Annotated in this window: 18 protein-coding genes; 13 read left to right on the top strand and 5 right to left on the bottom strand. The window is 66.6% G+C overall.

Translation table 11 applies throughout. From position 1 onward, the window contains the following. Positions 1 to 2: 2 nt before the first annotated feature. Genes SI859A1_RS09625 through ccoS form a run of 3 tightly spaced genes read left to right on the top strand, consistent with a single transcriptional unit; the run spans position 3 to position 2,960 of the window. A complete protein-coding gene (locus tag SI859A1_RS09625; RefSeq protein WP_009209594.1) occupies positions 3 to 485 on the top strand; it encodes a FixH family protein in 483 nt (160 codons plus the stop codon). Between the two features lie 10 nt (positions 486 to 495). Further along, entirely contained in the window at positions 496 to 2,805 is a 2,310-nt protein-coding gene (locus tag SI859A1_RS09620) for a heavy metal translocating P-type ATPase (protein ID WP_009209593.1), read from the top strand. Next, complete coding sequence (ccoS, locus tag SI859A1_RS20885) at positions 2,802 to 2,960, top strand: cbb3-type cytochrome oxidase assembly protein CcoS (protein WP_081451362.1); 159 nt, start codon at positions 2,802 to 2,804, stop codon at positions 2,958 to 2,960. The genes SI859A1_RS09620 and ccoS overlap by 4 nt, the downstream gene beginning before the upstream one ends. A gap of 38 nt (positions 2,961 to 2,998) precedes the next feature. Here the strand turns inward: ccoS and msrB are convergent, their stop codons facing one another. Then, entirely contained in the window at positions 2,999 to 3,406 is a 408-nt protein-coding gene (msrB, locus tag SI859A1_RS09615; protein ID WP_040325644.1) for a peptide-methionine (R)-S-oxide reductase MsrB, read from the bottom strand. A gap of 125 nt (positions 3,407 to 3,531) precedes the next feature. Here msrB and SI859A1_RS09610 point away from each other — a divergent pair, with 125 nt between their 5' ends. After that, positions 3,532 to 3,753, top strand: a complete 222-nt coding sequence (locus tag SI859A1_RS09610) for a hypothetical protein (RefSeq protein ID WP_040325643.1) — start codon at positions 3,532 to 3,534, stop codon at positions 3,751 to 3,753. 80 nt (positions 3,754 to 3,833) lie between these two features. On the opposite strand, the gene SI859A1_RS09605 is transcribed toward SI859A1_RS09610, so the two are convergent. The 3 genes from SI859A1_RS09605 to SI859A1_RS09595 all read right to left on the bottom strand — a co-directional run bounded on the left by SI859A1_RS09605 (position 3,834) and on the right by SI859A1_RS09595 (position 5,781). Further along, positions 3,834 to 4,532, bottom strand: a complete 699-nt coding sequence (locus SI859A1_RS09605; protein ID WP_009209591.1) for a ribonuclease activity regulator RraA — start codon at positions 4,530 to 4,532, stop codon at positions 3,834 to 3,836. Between the two features lie 67 nt (positions 4,533 to 4,599). Further along, a complete protein-coding gene (pncA, locus tag SI859A1_RS09600) occupies positions 4,600 to 5,277 on the bottom strand; it encodes a bifunctional nicotinamidase/pyrazinamidase (RefSeq protein ID WP_009209590.1) in 678 nt (225 codons plus the stop codon). Between the two features lie 156 nt (positions 5,278 to 5,433). Then, positions 5,434 to 5,781, bottom strand: coding sequence for a hypothetical protein (locus SI859A1_RS09595; protein WP_040325642.1), 348 nt, complete (start codon positions 5,779 to 5,781; stop codon positions 5,434 to 5,436). 293 nt (positions 5,782 to 6,074) lie between these two features. Between SI859A1_RS09595 and SI859A1_RS09590 the strand changes: the two genes are divergently transcribed. The 4 genes from SI859A1_RS09590 to SI859A1_RS09580 all read left to right on the top strand — a co-directional run bounded on the left by SI859A1_RS09590 (position 6,075) and on the right by SI859A1_RS09580 (position 8,613). Further along, positions 6,075 to 6,434, top strand: a complete 360-nt coding sequence (locus tag SI859A1_RS09590; protein WP_040325641.1) for a hypothetical protein — start codon at positions 6,075 to 6,077, stop codon at positions 6,432 to 6,434. A gap of 416 nt (positions 6,435 to 6,850) precedes the next feature. Continuing rightward, complete coding sequence (locus tag SI859A1_RS09585) at positions 6,851 to 7,306, top strand: hypothetical protein (protein WP_244400957.1); 456 nt, start codon at positions 6,851 to 6,853, stop codon at positions 7,304 to 7,306. 354 nt (positions 7,307 to 7,660) lie between these two features. Then, positions 7,661 to 7,807, top strand: coding sequence for an ABC transporter (locus tag SI859A1_RS21175; protein WP_085931392.1), 147 nt, complete (start codon positions 7,661 to 7,663; stop codon positions 7,805 to 7,807). A 158-nt stretch (positions 7,808 to 7,965) separates the two neighbouring features. Beyond that, complete coding sequence (locus tag SI859A1_RS09580; RefSeq protein ID WP_148233793.1) at positions 7,966 to 8,613, top strand: hypothetical protein; 648 nt, start codon at positions 7,966 to 7,968, stop codon at positions 8,611 to 8,613. A gap of 124 nt (positions 8,614 to 8,737) precedes the next feature. On the opposite strand, the gene SI859A1_RS09575 is transcribed toward SI859A1_RS09580, so the two are convergent. After that, the gene (locus SI859A1_RS09575) at positions 8,738 to 9,481 is read right to left on the bottom strand and encodes a GntR family transcriptional regulator (RefSeq protein ID WP_244491671.1); all 744 of its coding nucleotides are present in this window, start codon (positions 9,479 to 9,481) and stop codon (positions 8,738 to 8,740) included. Positions 9,482 to 9,582: 101 nt separating this feature from the next. Between SI859A1_RS09575 and SI859A1_RS09570 the strand changes: the two genes are divergently transcribed. The 5 genes from SI859A1_RS09570 to SI859A1_RS09550 all read left to right on the top strand — a co-directional run bounded on the left by SI859A1_RS09570 (position 9,583) and on the right by SI859A1_RS09550 (position 15,394). Next, entirely contained in the window at positions 9,583 to 10,572 is a 990-nt protein-coding gene (locus SI859A1_RS09570) for a TRAP transporter substrate-binding protein (protein WP_009209585.1), read from the top strand. A gap of 78 nt (positions 10,573 to 10,650) precedes the next feature. Next, positions 10,651 to 11,190, top strand: coding sequence for a TRAP transporter small permease subunit (locus tag SI859A1_RS09565; RefSeq protein WP_040325640.1), 540 nt, complete (start codon positions 10,651 to 10,653; stop codon positions 11,188 to 11,190). A gap of 3 nt (positions 11,191 to 11,193) precedes the next feature. Continuing rightward, positions 11,194 to 12,522 carry a TRAP transporter large permease gene (locus tag SI859A1_RS09560; RefSeq protein ID WP_009209583.1) on the top strand — a complete coding sequence of 443 codons (1,329 nt, stop codon included), beginning with the start codon at positions 11,194 to 11,196 and terminating at the stop codon, positions 12,520 to 12,522. Then, positions 12,519 to 13,877: a malonyl-CoA decarboxylase gene (locus tag SI859A1_RS09555; RefSeq protein ID WP_040325639.1), complete on the top strand. Its 1,359-nt coding sequence runs from the start codon at positions 12,519 to 12,521 to the stop codon at positions 13,875 to 13,877. The genes SI859A1_RS09560 and SI859A1_RS09555 overlap by 4 nt, the downstream gene beginning before the upstream one ends. After that, a complete protein-coding gene (locus tag SI859A1_RS09550) occupies positions 13,874 to 15,394 on the top strand; it encodes a malonate--CoA ligase (protein WP_009209581.1) in 1,521 nt (506 codons plus the stop codon). Before SI859A1_RS09555 ends, SI859A1_RS09550 begins: the two co-directional genes overlap by 4 nt. The last annotated feature ends 19 nt before the right edge of the window (positions 15,395 to 15,413 follow it).

Here is a 15,413-nt window from a genome sequence, read left to right as displayed (position 1 = left end):
CCATGCTACGTCGCGTGTTTCGTCCTGAAAAATTCACCGGCCTGCACATGATCGGCGTCATGGCGCTGTTCTTCGGCACTATCATCTCGGTCAATCTGACCCTGGCCGTCTTCGCCAACACGAGCTGGAGCGGCCTTGTCGTCGAGAACAGCTACATTGCGAGCCAGCATTTCAACGAGCTGACAGCCGAACGCACCGCCCAGGCGGGGCGCGGCTGGACGGCGACGACGGCGTATTCCGACGGTGTCTTCCAGGTCGATCTGCGCGATGCCGCGTCCCGGCCCCTGCCCGGCGCGCTGGTCGCAGCCACCATTGGACGCCCCGCCACCGAGCGCGACGACCGGACCGTGCGCCTCGCGCCGTTGCGCTCCGGTGGCTACGGCGTGACCACCGATCTGGCGCCGGGGATCTGGGAGGCACAGGTCCGGGTCGAGGCGACCGGCGAAAAGCCCTGGCAAAGCGCCATCCGCTTCGTGGTCAAGTGAGCGCACGATCATGAGCTGCTGCGGCACCGCTTTCACGCTCCCCGCCGACCTGAGCGACGTCGCCGGCCCCGTCGATGCGCGGACCGAGGAACTGCGCCATGCCGGGCGGCAGGCACCGGACGGCACGGTGACCTATGTCCTGTCAGTGCCCGGCATTCGCTGCGGCGCCTGCCTGTCGGCCATCGAAACCGCCCTGAAGCCCCTGCCCGGCATCGTCTCGGTTCGGGTCAATCTGACGCTCCGCCGCGTGACCGTGGTCACACGTTCCGCCGACATCTCACCGGGCGTCATCGCCAACGCATTGGATGCGCTGGGCTATCCCGGCACGCCGGTCGATCTCGGTGACCTCGAAACCTTGGGCACCCGGCGCGAATCGACACGCCTGCTGACCGCGCTGGCGATCGCCGGATTCGGTGCGGCCAACATCATGCTCCTGTCGGTCTCCGTCTGGTCCGGGGCTGATGCCGCGACGCGGGATCTCTTCCACCTCGTCTCGGCCCTGATCGCGGTACCGACCGTGGCGTTCGCCGGCCAGCCTTTCTTCCGCTCGGCCGTCTCGGCGCTGCGTGTCGGGCGGCTGAACATGGATGTCCCGATCTCGCTGGCTGTCCTCCTGGCCCTCGCCATGAGTCTCTACGAGAGCCTGAACGGCGGCGCCGAAGCCTATTTCGACGCGGCCGTGACGCTGATCTTCTTTCTGCTGGTGGGCCGGTATCTCGACCAGCGCATGCGCGAGCGCGCCCGCAGCGCCGTCGTCGCTATCTCGCGACTGGCCGCACGCGGCGCGACGCTGCTCGCCGATGGCGAAACCCGCTACGTGCCCCTCGACGAGGTGCAGCCCGGCATGGTCCTGCGCGTCGCCGCCGGCGAACGGATGCCGGTCGATGCGATGGTCCTCACGGGCCGCAGCGAACTCGACCGCTCGCTCGTCACCGGCGAAAGCGCGCCATTCGCCGTCGCGCCGGGCGCCCGGGTCGAGGCGGGCACCCTCAACCTGTCGGGCGCCCTGGAGGTCGAGGCGCTCACGAGCGCGGACGATTCCTTCCTCGCCGAGATCGTCCGCATGATGGAAGCGGCCGAGACCGGTCGCGGACGCTATGTGCGCGTGGCCGACCGGATGGCGCGGATCTACGCGCCGGCGGTCCATCTCCTCGCCGCGGCGACGTTCCTCCTCTGGCTGATCGCGACGGGCGGCGACTGGTATCAGGCGCTCTATGCGGCGATCGCGGTTCTGATCGTCACCTGCCCCTGCGCTCTCGGGCTCGCCGTCCCGGTGGTGCATGTCATCGGCGCCGCGCGTCTCTTCGAGGCGGGCATCCTGATGAAGGACGGCACGGGGCTCGAGCGCTTGGCCGAGATCGACACGGTGCTGTTTGACAAGACCGGGACCCTGACGACGGGCACGCCCCACGTCGCCGCGTCGAACATGCCCGCAACCTTCCGCGACGTGGCGCGCGCCCTCGCCGGCCGCTCGAACCACCCCGCCTCGCTCGCGCTCCGGCACTATTTGGGAAGCGGTTCTATGGCGGAGCTCGATGATATCCGGGAATGGCCGGGATGCGGCATCGCCGCCATCTGGCAGGGTCGCCGCGTCCAGCTCGGACGGCCGGACTGGGTCGGCGAAATCGCGGGACAGGCCTCGACCGCCACGGAGGGTGTCGGCTTCGCCATCGAGGGGCAGACAACGGCGAATTTCGTGCTCGGGGAATCGCTGCGGACCGGCGCGCATGAGGCCCTTGAAGCCCTGCGATCGGCCGGACTGGCCACCGAACTGCTGTCGGGCGACGGCGAGTTGGGGGTGCGCCGGGTGGCGGGCGAACTGGGGATCGGCCATGCAGCAGCCGGCCAGTCGCCGGCGGCAAAGATCGACCGGATCCGCGCGCTTCAGGCAGGCGGTGCCCATGTCCTGATGGTGGGTGACGGCCTCAACGACGCGCCGAGCCTGGCCGCCGCCGATGTCTCCATGGCCCCGGCCTCCGCCTGTGATGCCGGGCGGCTCGCCGCCGATTTCGTCTTCACCCGCGACAGCCTGCGCAGCGTGCCCTTCGCCCATGGCATCGCGCTGCGCGCAAAGCGGCTGGTGCGGCAGAATTTCGGACTGGCGATCGCCTATAATTGCATCGCCGTGCCGCTGGCCATGGCGGGCCTGGTCACGCCGCTCGTGGCGGCAATCGCCATGTCGGCGTCGTCGATTGTGGTGGTGGCCAACAGCCTGCGACTGTCGGGAGGCAGTTTCGACGGCAAGGCGGGAACGTCGGCGCAGCCGGTCGCCGAAAGCCGGTCACCGGCGTTCGAGCCGGCTGCCGAGGCAACGGCATGAATATCCTGCTGATCCTCGTGCCGATCGCGCTTCTGCTCGGGCTGGTCGGTCTCGCGGCCTTCCTGTGGACCGTCCGCACCCGCCAGTACGAGGATCTCGACGGCGCGGCATGGCGCATTCTCGCCGACGACGACACGCCACCGGGCGACAGATGACGCCACGCACCTGGATCACCGGTGCGTGGCGGTCCCGATCAGGCGGCGTCGGGCTCGAATTCCATGGCGACGCCGTTGATGCAGTAGCGCAGACCCGTCGGCGGCGGACCGTCCGGGAAGACATGTCCGAGATGGCTGCCGCACTGGCTGCAATGGCACTCGGTGCGGACCATGCCGTGGCTGCGATCCTCGGTGGTCTCGACGGCGCCCTCGACTGGCGTATCGAAGGACGGCCAACCGGTGCCGCTTTCAAATTTCTGGCCGGCGATAAACAGCGGCTGCCCGCAGCCGGCGCAGGTGAAGGTCCCCGGCCGCTTCTCGTGCAGCAGGGCGCAGCTGCCTGGGCGCTCCGTCCCGTGGCCGCGCATCACCTGATACTGTTCCGGCGACAGCATCGCGCGCCACTCGGCATCGGTGCGTGTGACGGGGTAGGTCTTGGCGTCCATGTCGATATCCTTCCGTGTCTGGTCCGGTCCGCCGGGAACGAAGCCCGCCGCAGCGGATTGCCCCCCGAACGGATCGGCTGGCTCCCATATAGGGGCGCTGCCGCCGCAACGCACGGGAGTGTCACATGAGCAATGTACCGGACAGGTTCGACAACCAGCAGAACAATCCCGACGCCCAGGATCGCGACCAGGACGTCAGCTACCGCCAGAACGCGCCGAAGGCGCGGCCCTCGCAGGACAACGCCTTCGATCGCCCAGGCAGCGTCGACCGGCTGGGCGGCGAAATCGAGCGGCGCCCAGCCGAGACGGTCGAGGTCGATGGCGATAGCAAGGCTGACGACGCCTAGGCCGGCCAGACAGATCGGACATGAAGAAGGGCGGCGCTGCGGCGCCGCCCCTTTTGTGTTCTGACGAGTCGCGCTGAGCCTTAGCGGCCGCGGCTCTTCTCGTAGCGCTCGCGGGTTTCCGCATTCGGCGGATAGAGACCCGGCAGCGCAACGCCGCGATCGACCTCGGTCATGATCCAGGCTTCCAGCTCTTCCTGCTCGACGCAGGCATCGCGCACCTCGTCGACCAGCGCGGCGGGAATCACCACGGCGCCATCGTCGTCCGCCACGATCAGATCGTCCGGGAACACCGCGACGCCGCCGCAGGCGATCGGCTCCTGCCAGCCGACGAAGGTCAGCCCGGCCACCGAGGGCGGCGCGGCCACGCCCGCGCACCACACCGGCAGGCCGGTGCCGCGCACGCCGGCGAGATCGCGCACGACGCCGTCGGTGACGAGGGCGGCGACGCCCTTCTTCACCATCCGGGCACACAGGATGTCGCCGAAGATGCCGGCGTCATCGACGCTCATGGCATCGACCACGGCGATGCAGCCGTCCGGCATCGCCTCGATGGCGCCGCGGGTGGAATTGGGCGACGACCAGGATTCCGGCGTCGCCAGGTCCTCGCGCGCCGGCACGAAGCGCAGCGTGAAGGCGCGGCCGACGATCCGCTCCATGCCGTCTTCCATCGGCATCGGGCCGCGCAGCCAGACATTGCGCAGACCCTTCTTCAGGAGGATCGTGGTGATCGTCGCGGTGGCGATCTTGCGAAAGACTTCGTTGGTTGAGGTTTGGCTCACGGAACACGCTTCCTGCTGATGACGGTGGCCATCGATACCGCAAGTCGCGGCACGATCAAATGCCAAGTCAGGCTGATGAAGCGCGATCGGCGCCGTCGGGCACCGGCAAACCGGGGAGAAGCTCGTCGGACTGGCAGCGGCCGACACCCGCGGCATCGAGGTCCTGCCAGGCCCGCGCCAGCGAGCCGTCGAGATCGATCGACCGGCAGGCATCCTCCACGACGACCACCTCGAAGCCGGCCCGGCGCCCGTCGAGTGCGGTCCACGCGACGCAGAAATCCGTCGCCAGGCCCGCGACGAAGACCCGGCCGACGCCGCGCTCGCGCAGATAGCCGGCCAGCCCGGTCCGAGTAGCATGGTCGGCTTCGACGAAGGCGGAATAGCTGTCGACGGACGGGTGGAAACCCTTGCGGACGATCATCTGAACGTTGGGGACATGCAGAGCCGGATGGAAATCCGCGCCGCCTGTGCCCACGACGCAGTGATCGGGCCACAGCACCTGCGGCCCATAGGGCAAGGTGATCACCTCGAAGGCGTTGCGCCGATGGCTGGACGCAAAGGAGACGTGATCCGGCGTGTGCCAGTCCTGGGTCTGCACGACGACCGGAAAGTGCGGAGCCAGCGCGTTGATCGGCGCCAAGACGCTGTCGCCGTCGAGCACCGCCAGGGCGCCGCCCCGGCAGAAGTCGTTCTGTACGTCGACGATGATCAGCGCATCGTCATGCTTGATATCGATATTCGCCATGACCCGAACCTGCCAGTTCGCTCGCCGCGAGGAAAGTCCGTGCGCGGTGCAACGGCACCCGGAGCCACCTGACGCGGGCCCAAACGTCAACGGCCATGCCGGGGTCTCCCCGGCATGGCAGCTGCGTCTGAAACCTGGTCGTACGGTCTGGCGGTGTCAGCGAAGGCTGGCAGCGGCGCGCAGATCGGCCTTCGGCGAGACGTCGAGGACGTCGCCCGTGCGGGTGATCATCAGGTCCTCGGTGGTGCCGCCATTGCGGGACGGAACCTGAACGGTCAGCGTCTCACCATCCGACAGCGTCGAGACGAAACGCAGCGGGCTGCCCGTCTCGCCGGCCTGAAGCGTCGTCACGACGCGGAAATCTTCGCCTTCGACCGTGTAGTAGGCTGCGCCCTGGACGCCGCCGAGATCGATGGTCTTGCCGGCCAGCGGCTTCAGTTCTTCGGCCTGTGCGGCGCCGAATGCGAACAGGGCGATGGCGGCGGTTGCGATTGCAGTCTTCATGTCTTTGGTCCCTCTGAAGAAGAATTGGACCTCCCTGCCCCGACAGCTAGGCGTCTTTGCTGCAACGCACAACGGCATGGCAGCCATGAAATATTGTCGGACCGCCTGGGCAAATCGGGCGATTGCCGATGTCTATCGCGGGGCGTGCGGCGGACTCTTGTGCCGAGCGCGATGCCTCGGCCATGGCAAAGTCACGGTTGGACCCTATGATTGCGGGAAATCAGGCATGCGGCGCGACCGCTTGCAGCAGTCTTGGAGCCAACGAAATGTATCACCGGATCGCGTCGACACCCTTGGCCCTGCTTCTGGCAGGCGCGATGGCGGCCGCGCTGCAATATCCCGCCGCCGCGCAGACCGAGGCGCCCGCGCTCGATGGCGAACCCGGTTCGGAATTCGTCGAAGTGTCGCTCGGCGACTGGGACCTGAAGACAGCGCTGGCGACGGATCTCGGCATCAAGGTGTCCGAGCTGCCACTGACCATCTCGGTGACGCCAGAACTCGCCGGCAAGGTCTGCCCGATCTCACGCGAGGACCTCGCGCAGCAGGAGGTCATCAGCCCCACGCGGACCTGCGCGGCGAAGGAAATGACCGATGAACTGCGCGACGAGGTGCGTCGCGGGATGGAGGCCGGGACCCCGCAGGAACAGGAATAGGCGATCACGCCTGCCGCCATCACCATGTCGCCATACGCGGTCCCCGAGGGGCAGCTTTCATGGGCAGTGCGTCCTGAAAGCCCCACCTGCGTCACACCTTCGCCGGAATTGAACACTCTGTCGTTCTCGCCCGCGGCGTGACCCGTTTCGTGCCTGATCAGGTTGCGCCGGTCCGTCCGGTCCAGCGTGCGAACCGGGTCTGTGCAGTCTTGCGAGACGATCGTCAGACGTGGGCAACAGATCCTTAATTTCCTTGCGATCATATGGTGCCGCGCCAACGTCGCGGTGCCGATCCGACAGCCAGCCGGGTTCTACGGAACCGTAGAAAGACGAAGATGGTCATGCGCATTCCCGCCCTCGCACCTGTCGCGGCTCTTGCTGTACTCCTCGCCGGCTGCGTGGGAGACGACATGGACATGGCTGCGCTCGACCTGTCGGCCCCGCAGGACGACGCCCACTGTCGAAGCCTGCTGATCATTCCCGGCGAACTGGTCTATGCCCAGTGCCGGCTGGCGCTGCGCAAGACGTATCTGAACAATTACACCGCCCGGAAGATCGCGATCCAGCAGCAATACGGCATGCTCGACGAGCGGCTGGACCAGGCGCTGCGGGCCGACGCCTTCTGCAATTACGACGAGGCCGTGAAGGCGTCGATTCAGGTGCAGGACGAACGGTCCCTGGCCGAGATCGCCTATGCCAGTTGCGGCACCACGCGGGAGCGTCTGCAGGAGGAAATCGCCTCGGTGACGGGGGTCGACGGCTTCGCCTTCACGGCAGCCGAACGGCCGACCGTCATCGATCAGAACGTCGACGCCATCCGCGAATCGCGGGCGGTGATCCAGGGTCCGCCGACCAATGTCGCGGCAAACTGAGGAGTCGCGGCATGCGGCTTGAAGAGCAACGCAGTGCAGTGCTGTAAATGCAGCACTCTGTTGCAGGATTTAACGAATCTTGAGCCCTGGCGGCCCTTGCAAACAGGACCGTTTTCGGATTGAGAGAGCAGAGGGACGAACACGGAGTTTCAGGCGCTTATGAAGGGTTCTTCATAATCCGCAGTCACACGTCGGAGCCAAACGCTTCTATTCCGTCACGTTGCCTGCGATGTGTGGCATTTCCGCACTTGCCCGTACCACCCAAACGCAACAGGTTCTTGTCGCACCGGCCGCAAAAAGGCGTCGGAATATTCAAGCTGCGGCACCAACCGTCACATTGATAGGTAGTTCAAAATGAAGAAAATCGTCATCGCATCGGTCGCGGTCGTCGCCCTCGCATCCTTCGCTGGCTGCATGGGCAAGGGCATTGGCAAGGGCAAGGGCAAGGCTCCGGTTGCTGAGCCGATGGTCGTCGAGCAGACCTACGTCACCAAGGGCTGACCTTGGTTTCTTGGAGGGAGTCGCTCTAGCGCTCCCTCCAAGCGCCGACCAATCACTGGTCCACGCTACGCGTTCCGCGATGCTCGACATCGGGGGGCGCTTCTATGTCTTGTCCCCGTCGAATGGCTCCTGGCCGTCTTCGACTTGAAAGGCCGACAATGTCTTCGAAATTCCTGCGAATCGCGTTCGCCGCGGCTCTCGGTGCCCTTGTTACGGGCTGTACCTCGAACTCGGCCAATACCATGTCGGCCGGTGCACCGGTCAACTCCAGCGCCGCGCTCGTCGCGCCTGCCGCCTTCGCCCCCCCTCCCGGACAGTCCGGCGCCGCGCAGCAGCTCTCCAAGCCCTATTTCATCGATTTCCGCGCCCGCAACGCGTTGAGCTACGGCCATAGCTTCGTGGTGTTCGGCAAGCTGGACCAGAACGGCCGCATCCCAACCGATTCGAAGGGCGTGCTGATTCCCGGCGTGACCGAGGTCGCCGGCCTGCATCCTGCATCGACCAGCAACGTGCCCTATACGATCGGTCACTTCCTGCCCGTACCGTCCGAGACCGGCCCCAGCGACGGCGACACCGAGATCGCCTACATGACCGCGCATTACCGGATCGACCTGACCGAAGAAGAGTATCGCGACGTCGTGGGTTATATCCGCAGCCTGCAGGATTCCTCGCCGGTCTGGCACGCGGTGCTCTACAATTGCAGTTCCTTCATCGGCGACATCGCCGAACATATGGGCCTGAAGGCGCCCAACCACATGCTGTTCCCGGAGAACTACATCAACACGCTGAAGGAAATGAACTCGTAGGACCGTCCGTGCGACGCTTCACGTTCATCGACGATCAGGCCCGGCCGCGACAGCGCGCCGGGCTTTTTCGTGCCTGCCGCAAGGAGCCTGATTGGTCGGGCTGGAAGCTGAGCGGCTGCGACGTCTATCGCGCGGCTGCGCCGACGCTCGCCACCAGATCCGCGAAACGCTCGCCCTGGACGGCGATATGCGCCCGCAGCTCGCGCTCGGCCGTCTCGCCATCGCCGGCAGCGATCGCGGCCACGATGCGCTCATGCTCCTGCAGCGACTGCTTCATGCGCTGCGACACCCGCAACTGCAGGCGGCGATAGGCCTTCAACCGCATGTGCAATCGCTTCGCCTCTGCTGCCAGGAAGGCGTTGCCGCAGGCGTCGTAGATCGCGTGGTGGAACCGTTCGTTCTCGTAATAATAGGCGTCGGTATCCTGCTGGGCTGCCGCTGCACCGCAGGCGACCAAGGCTGCCTGCAGGGCCGCCAGGGCCTGCGGCGCGGCACGGCGCGCGGCCAGGCGTCCGGCCATGCCCTCGAGCTCGGCCATCACCTCGAACATCTCCACCAGTTCGCCGAGACCGACCTGCCGCACGAAGGCGCCGCGATTGGGGAGCTGTTCGATGAGACCGGCCGAAGCCAGCTGGTTGATCGCCTCCCGGACCGGGGTGCGCGAAACGGCGAAGCGGCGGGCGATCGCCTGCTCGTCGAGACGCTCGCCGGCGCTGCGGGCATTGGTGACGATTTCCTGTTCCAGCGCGTCGCGGATCTCGCTGGCCTTGGGCCGCGCCGAGGCAACCGCGCCCTTCGACACGGCCGCGGACTTGCCATCCCCTGCGGGAGGCATGATCGTCGCTGCAGGCACATCCGATACGCTCATACAGATCGTATACAATCCAATTGACAAGGCATGCAAGAGAGTATTGGCTTGCCTCAACGCGTCGGGAGGCGCGGCAGAACAATCAACGGGAGGAGAATTCCATGAAGACGATGTTGCTGACGGCCGTATGCGGCCTTGCCCTGACAGCCTCTGCCTTGGCGCAGGACGTGACGCTGCGCGCTTCGCACCAGTGGCCGGGCGGCAAGGGCGACGTGCGCGACGAGATGGTCCAGATGATCGGCAAGGAGGTCGAGGCCGCCAATGTCGGGCTGAAAGTCCAGGTCTTCCCGAACGGTTCGCTGTTCAAGCCGCGTGACCAGTGGGGCGCCGTGACCAAGGGCCAGGTGGACATCACCGCCTTCCCGCTGGACTACGCGTCCGGCCGTCATCCTGAGTATTCCGCGACGCTCATGCCTGGCCTGGTCGGCAACCACGACCGGGCCCAGCGGCTGAACGATTCGCCCTTCATGGACGAGATCAAGAAGTCGATCGACGAGGCCGGCGCTCTCGTCCTGTCGGATGCGTGGCTTGCCGGCGGCTTCGTGTCGTCCAAGACCTGCATCACCAGCCCGGAAAGCGCCAAGGGCCAGACCCTGCGCGCCGCCGGCCCGGCCTTCGAGCAGATGCTGGTCGGAGCGGGCGCGTCGATCTCGTCGATGCCGTCCTCGGAAATCTACACCGGCATGCAGCAGAACGTCCTGCAGGGCGCCAACACCTCGTCCGGGTCGCTGGTGTCCTACCGCATCTACGAGGTCTCGACCTGCCTGACCGCGCCGGGCGAGAACGCCCTGTGGTTCATGTACGAGCCGATCCTGATGTCGAAGCGCTCCTTCGAGAAGCTCAGCAAGGAACAGCAGGACGCGCTGATGGCCGCCGGCGAGAAGGCCGAAGCCTACTTCGCCGAGGAAGCGTCCAAGCTCGATGCCGAACTGATCGAGGTCTACAAGAAGAACGGCGTCGAGGTCACCGAGATGACCAAGGAGAACTACGACGCCTGGCTCGCGATCGCCAAGGAGACCTCCTACAAGGAGTTCGCCGAGAAGGTCCCGAACGGTCAGGCGCTGATCGACGCCGCACTGGCCGTCGAATAGCCCGTAACGCCGACAAAGCGACAACGGGGGCCGGCGATGCCGGCTCCCGTATCTCAGGCCTCAAGCTCGGAATCTGACATGCGGTCCTTCATCCGCGCCGTCTCGGCGGTCTCGCGCCTCCTCGGCGTCATCGGTGCCCTGTTGCTGCTCGCGGCGATCTTTGCCGTCTCGCACATGGTCTTCGTGCGCTACGTCCTTGTGCAGTCCACCGTCTGGCAGACCGAATTCACGATCTTCGCCATCGTCGCGGCCACCTTCCTCGGGGCGCCCTGGGTGCTCATCGAGCGCGGCCACGTGAACGTTGACATTCTGCAGATCGCCTCGGGGCCGCGGGTCCGGGCCATCCTGCAGGCGCTGTCCGCGCTCGCTTCGCTCCTCTTCGTCGGGCTGATCGCCTACGCCTCCTGGTACCACTTCCACGAGAGCTGGACGAATGGCTGGATGACCGAATCGGTCTGGGCCATCCCGCTCTGGATCCCAGTCCTGCCCATGCTGGTCGGCACCGTCTGGCTCGCCGTCCAATACATCGCCGAACTGATGCGTCTGTGGCTCGACGGTGCCGATCCGCACCTCGCCAATCAGGACGCCCTGTTCTCCGATACCGTCAAGAAAGCCTGATCGATGAGCCCGACCGTCTCCGGTTTCGCCATGCTGGGCGTCCTGCTGGTGCTGCTCGCCATCGGCACGCCCATCGCCTTCGCCCTCGGTCTCGTCTCCATGGGCGCGCTCTTCGTCGTCTACGGGCCGTTCTTCCTCGAAACGCTCGGTGAGCAGTTCTTCGGCGGCATGGCGTCCTTCGGCCTCGTCGCCATCCCGATGTTCATCCTGATGGGCGCCGCCGTTGCCTCCTCGCCCGCCGGCAAGGACCTCTACGAGGCGCTGGACCGCTGGCTCAACCGGGTGCCCGGCGGCCTCGTCCTGTCCAATCTCGGCGCCTGCTCGATCTTCGCGGCCCTGTCCGGCTCGTCGCCCGCCACCTGCGCGGCGATCGGCAAGATGGGCATTCCCGAGATGCGCCAGCGCGGCTATCCGCCGGAGATCGCGGCTGGTTCCATTGCCGCCGGCGGTACGCTCGGCATCCTGATCCCGCCCTCGGTGACGATGATCGTCTACGGCATCGCCACCGAAACCTCGATCGGTCGCCTGTTCCTGGCCGGCGTCGGTCCCGGCATCATGCTGACCGTGTTCTTCATGATCTGGACCATCTATGCCTGCAAGCGGCAGGGGCTGGGCCTCACCGAACTGTCGCAGCGCTTCTCCATGCGCGAGCGCTTCGCCGCGCTGCCGCGGGTGCTGCCCTTCCTGGCGATCATCGTCGCCGTGCTCTTCGTCCTGTATGGCGGCGTCGCCACGCCGTCCGAGGCGGCGGGTGTCGGGGCGCTGTTCTGCCTGATCCTCGTCGCGGTGATCTACGGCATGATCTCGCGCACCTGGCGCTTCTCGCAGATGACGGTGATCTTTCGCGACACGCTCAAGGAGAGCGTGATGATCATGCTGATCATCGGCGCGTCCGAGCTCTTCGCCTTTGCCCTGTCCTCGCTGTTCATCACCCAGTCGATCGCTGCCTTCATCGCCGACATGGACGTGAACCGCTGGGTGCTGATGGGCGTGGTCAACCTCTTCCTGCTGGTCGCCGGCTTCTTCCTGCCGCCGGTCGCGGTCATCCTGATGACGGCGCCGATCCTGCTGCCGATCATCACCGGTGCCGGCTTCGACCCCTACTGGTTCGCCGTCATCCTGACGATCAACATGGAGATCGGCCTGATCACGCCGCCGGTCGGCCTCAACCTCTACGTCATCAACGGCATCGCGCCCGACATCACGCTCGGCCAGATCCTGCGCGGGTCCCTGCCCTACGTCGTCTGCATGATCCTCGGCATCATCACGCTGTGCCTGTTTCCGCAGATCGCCCTCCTCCTGCCCGAACTCGTCATGGGGCCTGAGCTATGAGCCGCGTCTCCCTCTTGTCCGACCTTCTCGATTCGATCGGCGCCCGGTCCTGGTTTCTCGGTGATAACGCCAACCGGACGATCGGCGTCGGCCAACTGGCGGCGCTTTGCCACGAACTGGTCTCCTCGCGCGGCGAAGCCTCCGGGGTACGCCTTGCGGCCGAGATCCTGCGCGGCTTCCGGAGCCTCAGCGACACCGACGCCAAGCGCTTCTTCCAGATGCTGGCGGATGAGTTCACCCCGGACCAGGCGGCCCTGAGCGATGCCGCCGCCGCGTTTCTCGACACGCCCGACGCCGAGACGCTGGCACGGCTCCAGCATCATGCCGAGGCGCCGCGCCAGGAGCTGTTCCGGCGCCTGAATCTCGCGCCGGGCGGCACCGCCGAACTGGTCACGCTGCGCGAGCGCCTGCTGCCGCTCCTGAAGGCCGACCGCAAGCGCTACGGTCCGGTCGATGCCGATCTCTGCCATCTGTTCCAGTCCTGGTTCAATCGCGGCTTCCTGCTGCTGCGGCCGATCGACTGGAACACCCCGGCCAGCATCCTGGAAAAGATCATCCGCTACGAGGCGGTCCACGCCATCGGCAACTGGGACGAGCTGCGCCAGCGGCTCGCCCCGCCGGACCGGCGCTGCTTCGCCTTCTTCCACCCCTCGATCCCGGACGATCCGCTGATTTTCGTCGAGGTGGCGCTGACCGCGGAGATTCCGGTATCCATCGCCTCGGTGCTCGACCCGCAGCGCACGGCCCTGTCGCCGCAGGACGCGCAGACCGCGGTGTTCTATTCGATCTCCAATTGCCACAAGGGCCTCGCCGGCGTGTCCTTCGGCTCCTTCCTGATCAAGCAGGTGGCGCAGGATCTGAAGGACGCGGTGCCGAACCTGCGCACCTTCGTGACGCTGTCGCCGGTCCCCGGCTTTGCCGGCTGGCTCGCGGCCCTGCCGCCCGCGACGATCGACCGGCTGGAAGCGCCTGAGAAACGCGCGATCGAGATCGTCGGCGAGCCCGGCTGGGCCGGCGATCCGGCGAAGGCAGAAGCCGCCCGTGCCGGATTGCTGTCGCTCGGCGCACGCTATTTCCTGCGCGCCCGGCGTCCGCGCGGTGGACCGGTCGATCCGGTCGCCCGCTTTCATCTCGGCAATGGCGCGATGCTCAACCGCATCATGCATCTGGGCGACATCTCGCCGGGCGGCCTCGCCCAGGCCCACGGGCTGATGGTCAATTATCTTTACGACCTGCCGCGCGTCGAGCAGCGTCACGAGGCCTATGCGGCGGATGGCGACATCGCCGCCAGCCGGGCCGTGACGTCGCTGCTGCCCAAGCGCGGCGAAGTTAATTCCATGAAGGACGTAGCATGACAAACCCGCTCTTCGACGGCCTCCTCGCCACGGGACGCACGACGCCGGACAAGTGTTTCGCGATCCTGCCCGACGGCCGCGAATTCACCTATGCCGATGTCGAGGCGGTCTCGGCGCGCTTTGCCAATGCTTTGGTTGCGCTGGGCGTCGAGCCGGGCGACCGCGTGGCCGTGCAGGCCGACAAGTCGATCGAAGCGCTGATGCTCTATCTCGGCACGGTGCGCGCCGGCGGCGTCTTCCTGCCGCTCAACACCGCCTATACGCCGACCGAGATCGACTACTTCCTCAACGACGCCAAGCCGCGCGTCTTCGTCTGCGACCCCGCCAAGCGCGACGGGCTGGCCGCGACCGCCGAGGGCGCAGGTGCGCGCCTCGAGACGCTCGGCGTCCGCGCCATGGACGCCGGGAGCCTCAACGCGCAGGCCGATGCGGCGTCCGGCGAATTCGCCACGGTCGCGCGCCAGCCGAGCGACCTCGCCGCGATCCTCTACACCTCGGGGACGACCGGCCGCTCCAAGGGCGCCATGCTCACCCAGGACAATCTCCTGTCCAACGCCGAAGTGCTGCGCGACTACTGGCGCTTCACCGCCGAGGACGTGTTGCTGCACCTCCTGCCGATCTTCCACACCCACGGCCTGTTCGTCGCGTCCAACACCGCGATGATCGCCGGCGGCACGATGATCTTCCTGCCGAAATTCGACGTCGAGCAGGTGTTCAAGTACCTGCCCCGGGCGACCGCGATGATGGGCGTGCCGACCTTCTACACCCGTCTTCTCGCCGACGAGCGCCTGAACCGCGAGCGCACTGCCCATATGCGGCTGTTCACCTCGGGCTCCGCGCCGCTTCTGGCCGAGACCCACCGTGCCTTCGAGGAGCGGACCGGCCAGCGCATTCTCGAGCGCTACGGCATGACCGAGACCAACATGTCGACCTCCAATCCCTATGACGGCGAGCGCCGCGCCGGAACCGTCGGCTTCCCGCTCCCCGGCGTCGAGCTGCGGATCGTCGATGCGGAAACCGCCAAGCCGCTGCCCGATGGCGAGATCGGCGTCATCGAGGTCAAGGGTCCGAATGTCTTCTGCGGCTACTGGCAGATGCCGGAGAAGACCGCCGCCGAATTCCGCGCCGACGGCTTCTTCATCACCGGCGACCTCGGGCTGATCGATCCGCAGGGCTATGTGACGATCGTCGGCCGCGGCAAGGACCTGATCATCTCCGGCGGCTTCAACATCTATCCCAAGGAAGTCGAGCTGGCGCTCGACGAACTGCCGGGTGTCGTCGAAAGCGCCGTGGTCGGCGTGCCGCATCCCGATTTCGGCGAGGGCGTCGTCGGCGTCGTCGTGGCCAGGCGGGCGCTCGACGAGGCCGAGCTGACGGGCGCGCTGGCCGAACGGCTCGCCCGCTTCAAGCAGCCCAAGCGCATCGTCTTCGTCGACGAACTGCCGCGAAACACCATGGGCAAGGTGCAGAAGAACATCCTGCGGGACCGTTTCGCCGATCTTCTCGGCGGCAAGTGACCGCAAGGCCGATGGCCGC

Origin of the sequence: Aurantimonas manganoxydans SI85-9A1 (genome assembly GCF_000153465.1) — a bacterium.
Lineage (GTDB): Bacteria > Pseudomonadota > Alphaproteobacteria > Rhizobiales > Rhizobiaceae > Aurantimonas > Aurantimonas manganoxydans.
The sequence above is the reverse complement of the archived record's forward strand: the minus strand, read 5'-3'. Positions and strand labels throughout refer to the sequence as shown.